This window comes from Micromonospora sp. M42, from assembly GCF_000568915.1.
In the GTDB taxonomy this organism is placed as follows: domain Bacteria; phylum Actinomycetota; class Actinomycetes; order Mycobacteriales; family Micromonosporaceae; genus Micromonospora; species Micromonospora chalcea.
In genome coordinates, this window is the sequence record NZ_KK037233.1 from 2778875 (window position 1) to 2794818 (window position 15944).

General features: G+C 75.2%; 8 protein-coding genes and 2 pseudogenes. 5 read left to right on the plus strand and 5 right to left on the minus strand.

All coding sequences use genetic code 11. The features are described 5' to 3' along the window. Positions 1–141: 141 nt before the first annotated feature. Positions 142–2976, minus strand: a complete 2835-nt coding sequence (locus MCBG_RS12510) for a Na+/H+ antiporter subunit A (RefSeq protein ID WP_043325765.1) — start codon at positions 2974–2976, stop codon at positions 142–144. A 234-nt stretch (positions 2977–3210) separates the two neighbouring features. Continuing rightward, a complete protein-coding gene (locus tag MCBG_RS12515; protein WP_030504176.1) occupies positions 3211–3531 on the minus strand; it encodes a hypothetical protein in 321 nt (106 codons plus the stop codon). Between the two features lie 178 nt (positions 3532–3709). Between MCBG_RS12515 and MCBG_RS12520 the strand changes: the two are divergent. The 3 genes and pseudogenes from MCBG_RS12520 to MCBG_RS12530 all read left to right on the plus strand — a co-directional run bounded on the left by MCBG_RS12520 (position 3710) and on the right by MCBG_RS12530 (position 9820). Next, positions 3710–8456 (plus strand): annotated as a pseudogene (locus tag MCBG_RS12520) (DEAD/DEAH box helicase). A gap of 30 nt (positions 8457–8486) precedes the next feature. Beyond that, entirely contained in the window at positions 8487–8990 is a 504-nt protein-coding gene (locus tag MCBG_RS12525) for a GNAT family N-acetyltransferase (RefSeq protein ID WP_043325767.1), read from the plus strand. Beyond that, complete coding sequence (locus tag MCBG_RS12530; RefSeq protein WP_051611192.1) at positions 8987–9820, plus strand: SAM hydrolase/SAM-dependent halogenase family protein; 834 nt, start codon at positions 8987–8989, stop codon at positions 9818–9820. The genes MCBG_RS12525 and MCBG_RS12530 overlap by 4 nt, the downstream gene beginning before the upstream one ends. Before the next feature lie 103 nt (positions 9821–9923). Here MCBG_RS12530 and MCBG_RS34005 read toward each other — a convergent pair whose 3' ends face one another. The 3 genes from MCBG_RS34005 to MCBG_RS34015 all read right to left on the minus strand — a co-directional run bounded on the left by MCBG_RS34005 (position 9924) and on the right by MCBG_RS34015 (position 11172). After that, complete coding sequence (locus MCBG_RS34005) at positions 9924–10595, minus strand: hypothetical protein (protein WP_223201201.1); 672 nt, start codon at positions 10593–10595, stop codon at positions 9924–9926. Between the two features lie 62 nt (positions 10596–10657). Beyond that, positions 10658–10807: a hypothetical protein gene (locus MCBG_RS34010; protein ID WP_223201202.1), complete on the minus strand. Its 150-nt coding sequence runs from the start codon at positions 10805–10807 to the stop codon at positions 10658–10660. A gap of 29 nt (positions 10808–10836) precedes the next feature. After that, positions 10837–11172, minus strand: a complete 336-nt coding sequence (locus tag MCBG_RS34015) for a hypothetical protein (RefSeq protein ID WP_223201203.1) — start codon at positions 11170–11172, stop codon at positions 10837–10839. 108 nt (positions 11173–11280) lie between these two features. Between MCBG_RS34015 and MCBG_RS12540 the strand changes: the two genes are divergently transcribed. Further along, the gene (locus MCBG_RS12540; protein ID WP_064447098.1) at positions 11281–12072 is read left to right on the plus strand and encodes a DNA-formamidopyrimidine glycosylase family protein; all 792 of its coding nucleotides are present in this window, start codon (positions 11281–11283) and stop codon (positions 12070–12072) included. A gap of 170 nt (positions 12073–12242) precedes the next feature. Then, a pseudogene (locus MCBG_RS12545) lies at positions 12243–15868 on the plus strand (multicopper oxidase domain-containing protein). The last annotated feature ends 76 nt before the right edge of the window (positions 15869–15944 follow it).

The following is a 15944-nucleotide window of genomic DNA, read 5'->3' on the forward strand; positions in this document are numbered from 1 at the left end:
AACCCGGCTCACTCCTCGCGCTCACGGGTGCCACCTCTGTTCGCGACTGCGGGGCTCGCAAACCCGGCTCACTCCTCGCGCTCACGGGTGCCACCTCTGTTCGCGACTGCGGGGCTCGCAAACCCGGCTCACTCCTCGCGCTCACGATGGGCCGTCCCGCTGGACGATCAACCCGCGCCCCGCCTCACCGGCGGCCTCCACGTGCCGGTCCACCTCGGCGCCCAGGCTGCGCAGGATGTCCAGCACCAGCCCGACCACCACCAGGTAGACGCCGATGTCGAAGAAGAGCGACGTGACCAGGTAGAAGTCGCCGATCACCGGCAGCCACAGGCCGACCTTGACGCTCTGCAGCACGTCGCCGGTCAGCGCCAGCCCGAGCACCCCGCTGCCGACCGAGATGCCCAGACCCGCGCCGAGCACGGTGCCGGCCCCGACCGGCGCCGCCTCGGCCAGCTCGTACCGGCCGCCGGCCAGATAGCGCAGGGCCAGCGCGAGGCCCGCCACCAGGCCGCCGGCGAAACCGCCACCGGGGGCGTTGTGCCCGGAGAAGAGCAGGAACAGCGAGAAGATCAGTACGGTGTGGAAGATCAGCCGGGTGACCACCTCGAACACGATCGAGCGCCGCCGCTCCGGCAGCGTCTGCCCGCCGCGCAGCCACACCGTGCGCCGGTCACCGGCGCGCATCGCGACCGGCCGCGGGCGGCGCGGACGCGGCCCGGTGCGGGAACGCTCGTAGATCAGGCTGGCCACACCGGTCGCGGTCACCACGAGCACCGAGATCTCCCCCATGGTGTCCCAGGCCCGGATGTCCACCAGGGTCACGTTCACGACGTTGCGGCCGTACCCCTCGACGAGGGCGAGCTGGGGGAAGTCGGCGGAGATCGACGGCGCCCGGCGCGCTCCGGCCGCGGTCAGCGCCAGGCCGGCCATCACCACGCCGGCGGCGATCCCGATGCCGCGCCGCACCCAGCGGCTGCGGCGCAGCGGACGGGCCGAGAAGCGTTCCGGCAGCCGGCGCAGCACCAGCACGAACACGGCGATCGTGGCGGTCTCCACCAGGAACTGGGTCAGCGCCACGTCCGGCGCGCCGTAGAGGACGAACATCATCGCGGTGCCGTAGCCGGTGACCCCGACCAGCAGCATCGCGGTGAGCCGGCGACGCGCGCCGACCGCGAGCAGCGCGGCCACCGCGATCACCACCGCGACCACGAGCTGGGCCGGGTTGTCCCACACCGCCAGCTCGACCCGCCACGGCGCGGTGGCGAGCATCGCCCCGCCGGGCACGAACACCAGCGCGAGCAGCACCGTACCGAGGTACTGCGGCAGCGAGCCGCGCTGGGTGGCGCCGGTGACCTCGATGGCTAGCCGGTCGAAGCCGTGCGTCACCCACTCGTACCCCTGGTTGCCGCTCACCGGCGAGCGCAGCCGCGCCAGCGCGGGCGCGAGCGGGCCGCGGACCAGGTGCAGCGCCGCGCCGCCGGCCAGCACGAGGGCGGAGAGGCCGAGCGCCGCGGTCGGCCCGTGCCAGAGCGCCAGATGCTCCTCGACCGGTCCGAACAACTCCGCGTACGGCTCGAACAGGCCGCTCAGCCACCCGGCGGCCGGACCGGCGGCGAGCCCGGCCACGGCGAGCAGCGCCGGGGGTACGAGCATCGCGGCCGGTGGCCGGGCCACCTCCGTGTCCGCGACGCCGGGCCGGGTGCCGAACGCGCCCCAGACGAACCTGATGCTGTACGCGACGGTGAGCGCGCTGCCGGCCACCAGCACGGCGAGCACGAGCGGGTCGCCGGTGAACGCGGCGAGCACCGACTCCTTGGCCACGAACCCCAGCAGCGGCGGCACGCCGGCCATCGAGGCGGCGGCGAGCGTGGCGACGATCGCCAGCAGCGGCGCGGCCCGGCCCACCCCGGACAGGTCCCGCAGGTCACGGGTGCCCGCCTCGTGGTCGAGGATGCCGACGACCAGGAACAGCGCCGCCTTGAACAGCGCGTGCGCCGCCAGCATCGCCACGCCGGCCAGCGCCGCCTTCGGGGTGCCCGCCCCGAACAGCACGGCGAGCAGTCCGAGTTGGCTGACCGTGCCGTACGCCAGCAGCAGCTTCAGGTCGGTCTGCCGCAGCGCCGCCCAGCCGCCCAGGACCAGCGAGAGCAGCCCGGCGACGACGGTGACCGGCCGCCACGGTCCGGCCGCGGCGAGCGCCGGGCCGAGCAGTCCGATGAGGAAGATGCCGGCCTTCACCATGGCCGCCGCGTGCAGGTACGCGCTGACCGGTGTCGGCGCGGCCATCGCCACCGGCAGCCAGGCGTTGAACGGGAACACCGCCGACTTCGCCAGCGCGCCGGCGAGGACGAGCAGCACCGCCAGCGCCAGGTATCCGCCGCCGGGCAGCGGCGCGGACGCCACCGACGACCAGCGGTAGCCACCCGCGTGGTGACCGAGCATCAGGAACCCGACGAGCATCGCCAGGCCGCCCAGCGTGGTCACGGTGAGCGCCTGCGCGGCCGCCCACCGGCTGGACCGGCGCTCGGTGCTGTGCCCGATCAGCAGGTACGAGAAGACGGTGGTCAGTTCCCAGAAGACGTAGAGCAGCAGCAGGTCGTCGGAGACGACGAGGCCGAGCATCGCCCCGGCGAAGGCGACCATGACGGCGGCGAACCGGGCCAGCCCGACCGACCCGGGCTCGAAGTAGCGGGCGGAGTAGACGAGCACCAGCGCGCCGACGCCACCGACCAGCAGCAGCATCAGCCAGGACAGCGTGGTGACCCGCAGCGCCACGTCGAACTGCAGCTCCGGGATCCACTGGTACGTCTCGACGACAGCGCCGCCGTCGCGTACCGCCCCGGTGTGGGCCGCCGCCCAGACCGCGGTGGCGGCCGGGGCGAGCGCGAGCAGCAGGCAGGCGCGTGGACCCCACCGGCGGACCAGCAGCGGGGCGAGCAGCGCCGCCACCAGGTGCACGATCAGCAGGACGAGCACGCGTACTCCCGGTCGAGGTGACAGCGCGCCGGAACACACTGGGACACAACCGATCAGACGTCACAACCAACCCCAACCGCGCCCGTTTCCCCAAAAGCCACCCATCTCCCCCCCACCCACCCCACCCGCCTTCTCGCGGTGATCAAGGAGTTTGTGTCCGGAGCAGGCTGGTGCGGTGACACAAACTCCTTGATCAACGCGGAGTTCGGGCGCCGGTCAGGTCGGGTGGGCCGGTCAGGACAGGGCGGTGGAGTCCAGCTGGCGGGCGGCCCGGTCGACGGCGCGCTGGGCGACGGCGAGGGACCGCAGCGGCAGCCGGGCGTCGCGGCTCTCCCGGCGCTGGACGAAGTAGTGCACGGCGGCCCGCACGCGCGCCCGGTCGGCGGCACTGGAACGGGCGGTGGCGAGGATCATCTCGCGCAGCCGCCGGGCCAGTTCCTCGGCCAGTTCGAGGTCGGGACCGCGCAGCCCGGCGCGGAGCGCGGCCAGCCGGCCGTCGACCTGACGGAGGAGCAGGTCGGTGCCGGGCCCGAAGCCTCGTTCCTCGACGGTCATCCACGCCTCCAGCCCACGCCGCATCGCGAGTGAAGTTACTTTATGTTGCAGTGCACAAGCAACCAGTTAAGTAAGACTTAACGGAATAACCACCCATTTCCCTCCCTGAGCGTTGTCGCCGGGACAGATCGCTCCGGCGAGGCGGCCGGATGTCACACCGGCGCGGCAGGATGGGGTCGTGGCGGACGAGGTGACCCGGTCGGGCGGGGTGCTCCAGGAGTTCGGCGCGGCGACCCGGGAGTGGTTCACCGCGGCGTTCGCCGCGCCCACCCCGGCCCAGCAGGGCGCCTGGCACTCGGTGGCCGCCGGGCGCAACGCCCTGGTCGTCGCGCCGACCGGCTCCGGCAAGACGCTCGCGGCCTTCCTCTGGTCACTGGACCGGCTCGCCAAGGAACCGCCGCCGGCCGACCCCCGCCGACGCTGCCGCGTGCTCTACGTCAGCCCGCTCAAGGCGCTCGCCGTCGACGTCGAACGCAACCTGCGCGCCCCGCTCACCGGGATCCGCCAGGCCGCCGCCCGGCTCGGCCTGGCGCCGCCCGACGTCACCGTCGGCATGCGAACCGGGGACACCCCGGCCGACGAGCGCCGCGCCTTCGCCCGCACCCCGCCGGACATCCTCATCACCACGCCCGAGTCCCTGTTCCTGCTGCTCACCTCCGCCGCCCGCGAATCGCTGCGCGGCGTGGACACGGTCATCCTGGACGAGGTGCACGCGGTCGCGGGCACCAAGCGCGGCGCCCACCTCGCGCTGTCCCTGGAACGCCTCGACGCGCTGCTGGAGCGGCCCGCCCAGCGGATCGGGCTCTCCGCCACGGTCCGGCCGATCGACGTGTGCGCCCGCTTCCTCGGCGGCGCCCGCCCGGTCGACGTGGTGCAGCCGCCGGCCGACAAGACCATCGAGGTGAGCGTCCAGGTCCCGGTGGAGGACATGACCCGCCTCGACGAGCAGGAGCCACCGGAGGACGACCTCGGCGGCCTCGCTCCCCGCCGCCCCTCGATCTGGCCGGCCGTCGAGGAACGCGTGTTCTCGCTGATCCGCGCGCACCGTTCCACGATCGTGTTCACCAACTCCCGGCGCAGCGCCGAACGGCTCTGCGCCCGCCTCAACGAGCTGGCCGCCGAGGAGTTGGAGGCGGCGTCCGCCCCGGATGGCAGCCGCGTGGCCCGGGGCGGGGAGCCGGTGCGCGTATCCGATCTGCTGCCCGGCGTCGACGGCCCGCCGGCCGGCGACGAGGCCGGGCTCGACGACGCCGACGGGCTCGGCCCGATGTCCGGCGGCGGGCCGGCCGACGGGAGCCGGGCCCGGCGCGGGGCGGAGGCGTTCGGCGGGCCGGTGGGGCCGGTGCGCGCGCCGCGGCAGCCGGCCGAGGTGATGGCGCAGTCCGGCGCGGCGACCGGGGCGCCGGCGGTGATCGCGCGGGCGCACCACGGCAGCGTGTCCCGGGAGGAGCGCAAGCAGATCGAGGAGGCGCTCAAGTCCGGGCGGCTGCCCGCCGTGGTCGCCACGTCCAGCCTGGAGCTGGGCATCGACATGGGCGCCGTCGACCTGGTGGTGCAGATCGAGGCGCCGCCGAGCGTGGCCGCCGGGCTGCAACGGGTGGGTCGCGCCGGGCACCAGGTGGGCGCGGTCTCGCGCGGCGTCGTCTTCCCCAAGCATCGGGGCGACCTGCTCTCCTGCACGGTGGTGGCCGAGCGGATGGGCGCCGGGGCGATCGAGGAGCTGCACTACCCGCGCAACCCGCTCGACGTGCTGGCCCAGCAGATCGTCGCGATGGTGGCGCTGGAGCCGTGGCGGCTCGGCGACCTGGCCGTGCTGGTCCGCCGGGCGGCGCCGTTCGCGGAGCTGCCCGACTCGGCGCTGCACGCGGTGCTCGACATGCTCTCCGGGCGCTACCCGTCCACCGCGTTCGCCGAGCTGCGGCCGCGGCTGGTCTGGGACCGCGCCACCGACGTGCTGACCGGCCGGCCCGGCGCCCAGCGGCTCGCCGTGACCAGCGGCGGCACCATCCCCGACCGGGGCCTGTTCGGTGTGTTCCTGGCCGGCGCCGAGCGGGCCGCCCGGGTGGGTGAGCTGGACGAGGAGATGGTCTACGAGTCCCGGGTGGGTGACGTGTTCCTGCTCGGCTCGTCGTCCTGGCGGATCGAGGAGATCACGCCCGACCGGGTGCTCGTCTCCCCCGCGCCGGGGCAGGCGGCCCGGATGCCGTTCTGGAAGGGCGACCAGCTCGGCCGTCCGGTCGAGCTGGGCCGGGCGATCGGCGCCCGGGTCCGGGCGCTGCTCCGGCAGTCCGACGCCGACGCGGTGGCGGCGCTGCGCGCCGGTGGGCTGGACGACTGGGCCGCCGGCAACCTGATGAACTACCTGCGCGAGCAGAAGGCGGCCACCCGGTCGCTGCCGGACGACCGGACGGTGGTGGTCGAACGGTTCCGCGACGAGCTGGGCGACTGGCGGCTCGCCGTGCACTCGGTGCTCGGCGCGCGCGTCAACGGGCCGTGGGCGCTCGCGATCGGCCGCCGGCTGGCCGAGCGGTACGGCGTGGACGCCCAGGTCATGCCCTCCGACGACGGCATCGTGGTGCGCCTGCCGGACACCGCCGAGACGCCGCCCGGCGCCGACGTGGTCGTGTTCGAGCCGGACGAGATCGCCCAGCTGGTCGAGGAGTCGGTGGGCACGTCCGCGCTGTTCGCGTCCCGGTTCCGCGAGTGCGCAGCCCGGTCGCTGCTGCTACCCCGCCGTGACCCCCGGCGGCGGCAGCCGCTGTGGCAGCAACGCCAGCGGGCCGCGCAACTGCTCGACGTGCCCGCGAGTACGCCGACTTCCCGGTCACGCTGGAGGCCGCCCGCGAGTGCCTCCAGGACGTCTTCGACCAGCCCGCTCTGGCCGAGTTGATGCGTGACCTGGCTGCCCGCAAGTACGCCTGGTCGAGGTGGAGTCGAGCGCCCGTCGCCGTTCGCGCGGTCGCTGCTGTTCGGGTACGTCGGCGCGTTCCTCTACGAGGGCGACGCCCCGCTGGCCGAGCGGCGGGCCGCCGCGCTGGCGCTCGACTCCGGGCTGCTCGGCGAACTGCTCGGCCGGGTCGATCTGCGGGAGCTGCTCGACCCGGAGGTGCTCGCCGAGACCGCCCGTCAACTGCGCTGGCGCACCGAGCAGCGTCGGCCCCGCGACCCGGAGGACGTGGTCGAGCTGCTGCGCGTGGTCGGTGACCTGAGCAGCGCCGAGCTGGCCGAGCGGGGCGTGCCGGAGTCCTGGGCCGACGAGCTGGCGGCGGCGCGGCGGGTGCTGCGGGTCCGGATCGCCGGCGAGGACCGCTGGGTGGTCGTGGAGGACGCCGCCCGGCTGCGCGACGCGCTCGGCGTGGCGCTGCCCGTCGGGGTCGCCGAGGCGTACCTCGCGCCGGTGGCCGATCCGCTCACCGACCTGGTCGCCCGGTACGCCCGCACGCACGGCCCGTTCGCGGCGGCCACCTGCGCGGCCCGGTTCGGGCTCGGTGTGTTCGTGGTGGAGCAGGCGCTGCGGCGGCTCGCGGCGAACGGCCGGGTGGTCTCCGGCGAGTTCGCCCCGGACACGGTGGGCACGCAGTGGTGCGACGCGGAGGTGCTGCGCCTGCTGCGCCGCCGCTCGCTGGCCGCCCTGCGCCGGGAGATCGAACCGGTGCCGCCACGCGCGCTCGCCACGTTCCTGCCCCGCTGGCAGCAGGTCGGCTCGTCGGCCCGGGGCGTCGAGGCGGTCGCCGCCGCCCTCGAACAGTTGCAGGGCGTGAACGTGCCGGCGTCCGCGCTGGAACGCCTGGTGCTGCCCGCCCGGGTCGCCGACTACTCCCCTGCCCAGCTCGACGAGCTGTGCGCCAGTGGTGAGGTGGTGTGGGCCGGCGCGGGCGCGATCTCCGGCGGCGACGGGTGGGTGACGCTCGCGTACGCCGACGTCGCCCCGCTGCTGCTTCCCCCGCCGGACGAGGCGCTGACGCTGACCCCGCTGCACGAATCAGTGCTCGACGCGCTCGCCGACGGGCAGGCGCTGTTCTTCCGGTCGCTCTCCGACCGGGTCGGCGCCACCGACGACGCCGCCCTGTCCGGCGCGGTGTGGGACCTGGTGTGGGCCGGTCACCTCACCAACGACACGCTCGCCCCGTTGCGGGCCGCGGTCGGCGCGGGCGGGGCGCACCGGTCCCGGCCGTCGGCGCCGCGCACCCGCTACCGCCGGCCCGGCCGGGTGGCGCTGCCCAGCCGGGGCGGTCCGCCCACAATGGCCGGTCGCTGGTCCCGGCTGCCCGAACGCGACAGCGATCCCACCCGGCGCGCCGCCGCGCTCGCCGACCTGCTGCTGGAGCGGCACGGCGTGGTGACCCGGGGCGCGGTCGTGGCCGAACAGGTCACCGGTGGTTTCGCCGGGGTCTACCCGGTGCTGTCCGCGCTGGAGGAACGCGGGGCGGCCCGGCGCGGCTACTTCGTGGAGGGGCTGGGCGCGGCACAGTTCGCGGTGCCCGGCGCGGTCGACCGGATCCGGGCGCTCGCCGACGACTCCCAGGGCCGGGGCGGCCCGGCGGTGGCTCGCGGCCACCGACCCGGCGAACCCGTACGGCGCGGCGCTGCCCTGGCCCGAGCGCGTGGTCGACTCCGGGGACGGCGCGGCCCCCGCCACCGGGCACCGGGCCGGGCGCAAGGCGGGCGCGCTGGTCGTCCTGGTCGGTGGTGACGTGGTGCTGTACGTGGAGCGGGGCGGCCGGACGATCCTGTCGTTCACCGACGACACCGACACGCTCGGCGCCGCCGGCAAGGCGCTCGCCGACGCGGTGCACTCCGGCGCGCTCGGCGCGATCTCGGTGGAACGCGCCGACGGCGAGGCCGTGCACGCGTCCCCGCTGCGCGACGCGCTCACCGCCGCCGGTTTCCGCGCCACCCCGCGCGGCCTGCGGCTGCGCGGCTGAGGGCCCGGCCGCCCCGGTTAGGGTGTGCCGATGGCCTCGATCCGGGTACGCCAGGCGCGCGACGAGGACCGCGCGGCGCTGGCGGCGTTGCACGAGCGGGAGTGGGGCGGGCCGATCGTGGTGGTCCACGACACCCGCTACGACCTGCGTGACCTGCCCGCGCTGGTGGCGGTGGACGAGACCGGCGGGTTCGCCGGGGCGCTGGCGTACCGGGTCGACGCCGACGGGCTGGAGGTGGTCAGCCTGGCCGCGGCGGCACCGGGCAACGGCGCGGGCACCGCCCTGCTGGCCGCCGCGCAGGAGACGGCCACCGCCGCCGGGGCGGACCGGATCTGGCTGGTCACGACGAACGACAACCTGGGCGCGCTGCGCTTCTACCAGCGCCGGGGGCTGCGGATCGTCGCTGTGGACGCGGGCGCTGTCGACCGGGCCCGCGCGGTCAAGCCGACGATCCCGGAGGTCGGGGCGGACGGCATCCCGCTGCACGACGAGTTGCGCCTGGCCCGGCGCCTGACCGTGGCGGACCGGCGATGAGCGGCCCGGTCTCCGCGGGCCAGGGCCGCGCCACGCCGGGCGACGTTCCGAGCTGTGTCTCGCTGACCACCGACTACGGGCTGGCCGACGGGTTCGTGGCGGCGTGCCACGGGGTGCTGGCCCGGCTCGCCCCGGCTGTCCGGGTGATCGACGTGACGCACCTGGTGCCGCCGGCCGACGTACGCCGGGGCGCGGCCGTGCTCGCGCAGACAGTGCCGTACCTGCCGTGGGGCGTGCACGTGGCGGTGGTCGATCCGGGTGTCGGCACCGCGCGGCGCGGCATCGCGCTGGCCGCGCCCGGCGGGCTGCTGGTCGGGCCGGACAACGGGCTGCTGCTTCCGGCCGCCGAGGCGCTCGGCGGGGTGAGCGCGGTGGTGGAGCTGACCAACCCGGACTGGCTCGGCCCGGCCGTCTCCCGCACGTTCCACGGGCGGGACGTGTTCGCGCCGGTCGCCGCGCGGCTGGCGCTGGGCGCGCCACTGGCCGAGGCCGGTCCGGCCGTGGATCCGGGCACGCTGGTCCGGCTGCCGGAACCGGTGGTCCGCGCCGAGCCGGGCAGCCTCACCGCCGAGGTGCTGACCGTCGACCACTTCGGCAACGTCCAGCTCGCCGCGCCGGGCACGCTGCTCGACGGCCTGCCGCCCCGGGTGCTGGTGAACGGCCGGGAGGCGGTCCACGGCCGCACGTTCGGCGACGCCCCGCCCGGCGCCCTGGTGGTCTACGTCGACTCCGCCGGCCTGGTCGCCATAGCGGTGAACAGCGGCCGAGCCGCAGAAACCCTCCACACCACCCCCGGCGCCCTCCTCACCCTCACCACCCCCCACCCCTGACCCCCGCGATCTTGCAGTTGGCGCCCCGGCACAGAGGACAAATGCCCCACCGAAAGGGCCGAAACTGCAAGATCAACGGGGGTCAGGGGGCGAGAGGGCAGGGTCAGCAGCGGGGGACGGTGCCGCCGTAGATCGAGGACAGGTACGCGTGGCTGACGTAGGTGCCGCCGACCAGGCGGTACCACCTCGTCGTGGTGCGATAGGTACCGGTGATCTTCTGCCCGGTCACGTAGCACTGCACCGGCACCTGGGCGTACGTGGCGGCCAGGCCACGGCTCGCGTACGAGGTGCCCGCCCCGGCGCGCAGGTTCAGCGGCCCGGAGCCGACGACCGCTCGCGCCCCGCCACCTGTCCACAGCAGCGTCACGTCCACCCACGCGTTGTCGGTGAGCCGCAGCCCGTCCCAGAACGTCCCGTCGGCCAGGTCCAGCCCGGCCGGGTTGCGCACGGTGCGTCCGAACTGGTCCAGCCCGCCGTTGTAGTTGCTCTGGTACGCCGCCTGGGCCTCGGGCCGCCCGCGCGGCAGGTCCTTCCAGTTCTCCCGGATCGACGACGGGTTCCACCAGTCGTCGCGGGTGTTCCACGGGCCGACGTCCCAGACCGGGGCGTACTCGCAGCGGCCTCCGCTGGTGGTGCAGACCTTGACCGTGTAGTCGCCGGTGCCACGCGGGGACAGTCCGCGCCGGCTGGGCAGCGCCGCGAAGTGGTCCCGGGCGCGTACGGTGTGCCCGTTCGCGGTGGTGCCGCCGACCAGGCCGATCCGGGTCGCGTACACCCGGTAGGTGAGCGGGGCGGCCGGCTGGACCGCCGTGGTGGCGGCCGAGTCGGCGGCGAGCGTCAGCCCGGTGACGGTGGCCTCCGAGCGGCGTCCCGGGTGGTCAGCACGACGCGCGCCTGCACCCGGCGGACCGGTTCGTCGAACACGGCCTCGGCGGCGTCGCGCCACTCGGTCCAGCCCCGGGCGCGCCAGCCGCGCACCTGGGCCACCGCCGTACCCCCGTCGCCGGTGCGGGCGGTTAGCCGGGCGCGTACCCGGGTGGCGGGCCGGTCCAGGACGCGCGGCGCGGAGAGCAGGATGCCCTCGGCGACCGGACCGCCACGGCGGCCGGGCGGGTGCGGGCGGAGGGGCGGGGATCGGCCAGCCGGAGGCGGCCGGAACGCCAGGCGACGTTGACGTCGTCGCCACCGGCGACGGCGAGGTCGACGGACCAGCGTTCGGGGTCGGGCGCGCCGGCGCGAGCCGGCACGGCGGTGGATGGGTGCGCGGCCGACGCGGGCGTGCCGGGCAGTCCGGTGGCCACGGTGAGCAGGGCAGTCAGGGCGACGACGATACGACGTCCGGAATGAGCCATCAGCATTCTCCTCAGAACCCCCTGATCGTTGCGTTTCCGCTGATCAAGTGGAACCTCAGTACAAATGGCGACACATGCGAATTCTGTTCGGTAGGGAACAATGGCGGAGTGCCCGAAGGCGACACCGTCTGGAACACCGCGCGCGTCCTGGATCGCGCGCTGGCCGGGGCCCGGCTCACCGGGTCCGACTTCCGCGTGCCGCAGCTCGCCGCCACCGACCTGACCGGCTGGACCGTGCGCGAGTCGGCCAGCCGGGGCAAACACCTGCTGCTGCGCCTCACCGCGCCCACCGCAGCGCAGTGGACGCTGCACTCGCACCTGCGGATGGACGGCGCATGGCGCGCGTACACCCCGGGTGAGCGCTGGACGGCGCGGCCGGCGCACCTGATCCGCGTGGTGCTCCGCTCCCCCGGCGCGGTCGCCGTCGGCTACCACCTGCACGAGCTGGCGCTGGTGCCGACGGCCGAGGAGCTGTCGCTCGTCGGTCACCTCGGCCCGGACCTGCTCGGCCCGGACTGGGACGCCGACGAGGCGGTACGCCGCCTCGCGGCCGAGCCGGAACGCACCATCGGTGAGGCGCTGCTCGACCAGCGCAACCTCGCCGGGGTGGGCAACCTCTACAAGTGCGAGGTGCTGTTCCTGCGCGGGGTGTCCCCGTGGACGCCGGTGGGCGCGGTGCCGGACCTGCCGGGCACCGTCGCGCTGGCGCAGCGGCTGCTCGCGGCGAACCGGGGCCGCTGGACGCAGAGCACGACCGGGGTGTTGCGCCGGGGCGGGACCAGCTACGTCTACGGCCGCCGCGCCCAGCCGTGCCGGCGCTGCGGGACGGCCATCCGCAAGGAGGAGCTGGGTGAGCGGGTCACCTACTGGTGCCCGGTCTGCCAGCCCGACCGTTCCTGACGTGGAACTTCCACGAAACGCCAAAGATCGCCGAGAATAGGGACGATTGGGTACTTCCGTCCCACCCCTGTGGCGTCGCATGCTGCGATTGACCGCTCACCGATCGTCAGCAGCGCGTACGCCCGCCACGCCGGGGTGTCGGCCGGCGCGCCCCGACCCCGGGGAGAGCCATGGTGCTGTTCCGCAGACTCCGGCCGGGACGGCCGGACCGGGCCGGAGTCGCCGAGGAAACCGCGTTCACCGGTTCCGCGGCGCGGGGCGTTCCCGCCGCGCGCGCCGGCGACGACGAGCCGGGGACCACCCCGGCGAGCCTGGACCCGGCCGCCGTCCCGCGCCTGTTCGGCCCCGTGCCGAACACCGCCGCCAGCCCGCTGCCCACGCTCGACGCCGACGGCCGCCCGGCGCCCGGCACCGGCATCCGCAAGTTCGTCGACCCGCTGCCGCTACCAGGGCAGCCCGCCACCGACGGGCTCGGCGCCCGCCTGCCGGTAGCGGTCCCGGACACCATCACCTGGCCGGGCTGCGACTACTACGAGATCGGCCTCCAGGAGTACGCGCAGCGCCTGCACCGCGACCTGCCGGCCACCCGGCTGCGCGGCTACCGGCAGCTCAACCTGGGCACCGACGCCGCCGGCCACAACACGGTCAGCCCGCCGGACCGCCCCTGGCACCTCGGCCCGATGATCGTCGCGCGGCGGGGCCGCCCGGTCCGGATCAAGTTCATCAACCAACTCCCCACCGGACGGGCGGGCGAGCTGTTCCTGCCGGTGGACGAGACCGTCGACGGGGCCGGCGCCGGCCCGCTGGACGGTCCCGCGCCGTACCCGCAGAACCGGGCCGTGCCGCACCTGTCCGGCGCGCAGACCGGGTGGATCAGCGCCGGCAACCCGTGGCAGTGGGTGACCCCGGCCGGCGAGATCACCCCGTACCCGGCCGGGGTGGGTGTCACCCCGGTGCCGGACATGCCGCCGCCCGGCGCGGGCGCCACCACGCTGTACTTCCCGAACGAGCAGAGCGGCCGGCTGATGTGGCTGCACGACAACACGCTCGGCCTGTCCCGGCTCACCGTCTACTCCGGGCAGATCGCGCTGTACCTGCTCACCGACCCCGCCGAGGACCGCCTCGTGGACGACGGCGTGCTGCCCGCGGAACAGTTCCCGCTGGTGATCGAGGACAAGACGTTCGTACCCGACGACGCGCAACTCGCCGCCCAGGACCCGACCTGGGACCGGGACCGCTGGGGCGCCAAGGGCAGCCTCTGGCACCCCCACGTCTACCAGCCCCGGCAGAACCCGTACCGGCTCACCGGCGGCAACCCCACCGGCCGCTGGGACTACGGCCCGTGGACCCACGACCCGGACGGCGGCGCCAGCCCGTGGGTCGCCCCGGTGCCGAACCCGCACCACGACCCAGACGCCGACCCGGACGAGCCGCCGCTGGCGCCCGCCGTGCCGCACCCGTCGGCGGTGCCCGAGGCGTACGGGGACACCCCGCTCGTCAACGGCGTGGCCTACCCGTACCTGGAGGTCGCCCCGCGCGCGTACCGGTTCCGGATCCTCAACGCCTGCGCGGACCGGGCACTCAACCTGCAGCTCTACCGGGCCGCCTCAAACGGCCCGATGTGGGCCGACGACGGCAGCCCGGCCGACCCGGACGCCGGCGAGGTGCCGATGGTCGAGGCGGTACGCGCACCCGGGCGGCCCGCGTACTGGCCGGTGGACGGGCGCGACGGCGGCGTGCCCGACCCGGCCGCCGCCGGACCCGACCTGATCCAGATCGGCAACGAGAGCGGCCTGCTCCCAGCCCCGGTGGTGCTCGCCAACCGGCCGGTGGACTACCGCTACGACAGGCAGGACCCGACGGTGCTCAACGTGGACGGCCACGCGCTGCTGCTGGCCCCCGGCGAGCGGGCCGACGTGATCGTGGACTTCGCCACCGTGCCGCCGGGCAGCACGCTCATCCTCTACAACGACTGCCCCGCGCCGCTGCCCCGGTTCGACACGCGCTACGACCACCACACCGGCGCGCCCGACCGGACCGGCTCGGGCGGGCTGCCGCCGACCCGGCCCGGCTACGGCCCGAACACCCGCACGCTGCTCCAGATCCGGGTCACCGGCACACCGGCCGAGCCGTACGACACGCGCCGGCTCGCCGACCGACTACCCGGGGCGTACGCGCACAGCCAGCCGCCGCCGATCGTGCCGCAACCGGCGTACGACGCCGCGTTCGGCACCCACACGCCGCGTCCGACGCTCGTCGGCGCGCGGGACGGCTCGGTCACGTTCACCCCGCCCGGCGCGGCGGCCCCGGTCACGCTGCCGCTGGCGGTGAAGTCGGTCGGGCAGGTGTTCGAGCCCCGGCACGGCCGCGCGGTTGGCCGCCTCGGAGTCGGCCACCCGGTCAGCGGGCCGCTGCTGCCGGCCACGCTGCCGCTGGGCCCGGTGGACCCGCCACCGAGGTGCTGCACGCCACCGACCCGGCCGTGCCGGTCGGCGCGCCGGGCGACGGCACGCAACTGTGGCGGATCGTCGGCGACGCGCCGCGCACCCATCCGGTGCACATCGAGGGCTGCGACGTGCAACTGGTCAACCGGGTCGGCTGGGACGGCACGCTGCGCCCGCCCGAGCCGGGCGAGCTGGGCTGGAAGGACACCGTCCGGGTCAACCCCCGGGAGGACGTCGTGGTGGCGCTGCGTCCCGTACCGCCGCCCCTGCCGTTCAAGATCAGCGACAGCGTACGGCTGCTCGACCCGTCCCGGCCCGCCGGCGCGCGGCTGGACGCGAGCCCGGTCAGCCCGGCCGACGGCCGCCCCGCCACGGTGGTCAACCAACTCGTCAACCTGGGCTGGGAGTACCGCTGGCAGACCCGCTCGGCGGGACTGCGCGACCAGGGCATGAGCCGTCCGCTGGTGCTGCGGGTGGCACCCAAGGCGCCCACCGGGCTGACCGCCACCCCGGCGCCCGGCAGCGCCACCGCGCTGCCCGCCATCGCGCTGACCTGGACCGGCAACGGCAGCCGCCCGGTGCCCACCAGCCACCTGCTGCAACGCGCCACCGACAGCGCCTTCACCGCCGGGCTGACCGAGATCACCGTGGCCGCCACCGCGACCCGCTACACCGACGCGACAGTCACCCCCGGCGTCACCTACCACTACCGGATCCGCGCCGAGAACGCGGTGAGCTGCTCGTCCTGGTCGAATGCCGTACCGGCGGCGGTGCGTCTGGCCGCGCCGGCCCGGCTCACCGCGGCGGTGCCGCCGACCGCGCCGCTGCGGGTGGCGCTGCGCTGGGCGAACCACTCCTTCGCCACCGGTGTGGACGTGCAGCGCGCCACCAACCCGACGTTCAGCAGCGGCCCGGGGACCACCGCCATCGCCGTGGGCGAGAACCACGTGGACCCGGCCGTCGCGCCGGACACCACGTACTACTACCGGGTACGCACGACGTACCTCGGCGCGGCGTCCCCCTGGTCGACAGTGGCCCGGGTGACCACCCCGGCCCGGCCGACGACGCCCACGGCGGTGAGCGTCATCGCGAGCGCGCCGGGACCGGACACCGCCACCGTGACGCTGAGCTGGTCGGCCGAGACGCCGGCCGGACCGGGCGCCGGCTTCATCGTGCAGCGCGCCACCGACGCCGCGTTCACCAGGGAGCCGGCCACGTTCCGCGTCACCGGCCGCGGCTTCACCAACACCGGCCTGGCGCGCTCCACCACCTACTACTACCGAGTACGCACGACGAACGTGGTTGGCACGTCCCCCTGGACCCCACCAACCCCCATAACCACCCCCACCTAGCCCTCCCTCTCAGGGTCGATCATGAAGTTGACGGCAGTTTCCGAGATCAACAACACCGCCAACCTCATGATCACCG